This is a genomic window from Gordonia sp. OPL2, assembly GCF_003797825.1.
Classification (GTDB): domain Bacteria; phylum Actinomycetota; class Actinomycetes; order Mycobacteriales; family Mycobacteriaceae; genus Gordonia.
This window is the reverse complement of the sequence record NZ_RKME01000118.1, coordinates 1-409: the sequence shown is the minus strand read 5'-3', so window position 1 is coordinate 409 and position 409 is coordinate 1. Positions and strand designations below refer to the sequence as shown.

The following is a 409-nucleotide window of genomic DNA, read 5'->3' as shown; positions in this document are numbered from 1 at the left end:
ATGTTGGAGCTGTCGGCGGCGACCGCAGCGGCGTTGTCGGCCGGGAACGGCGTGACCGAACGCGCCTTGACCCCGATCAGGATCAGCATCTGCGCCAGCATCGCGACCGCGACAATCAGGCCGACCGGCAGGTAGCGCACCCAGCCCTCACGCAGCTTGGTGGGGTCGATGTCCAGCATCATCACCACGAACAGGAACAGCACCATCACCGCACCGACGTAGACCAGCACCAGCGCCACACCGAGGAACTCGGCGCCCACCAGCAGCCACACGCAGGCGATGGAGAAGAAGGTCAGCACCAGGCAGAGCACGGCGTGAACCGGGTTGCGCACGCTGATCACCGCACCGGCCGAAACCGTTGCCGCGATGGCGAACACCCAGAAAGCGATATTTACCCAATCCATCTCTC

General features: G+C 64.5%; 1 protein-coding gene. It reads right to left on the bottom strand.

Going from position 1 to position 409, the window contains the following annotated elements; translation table 11 throughout:
- The coding region (locus EEB19_RS26575; RefSeq protein ID WP_262365947.1) for an NADH-quinone oxidoreductase subunit J at positions 1 to 377 on the bottom strand (377 nt) is incomplete at its 3' end.
- Between the last annotated feature and the right edge of the window lie 32 nt (positions 378 to 409).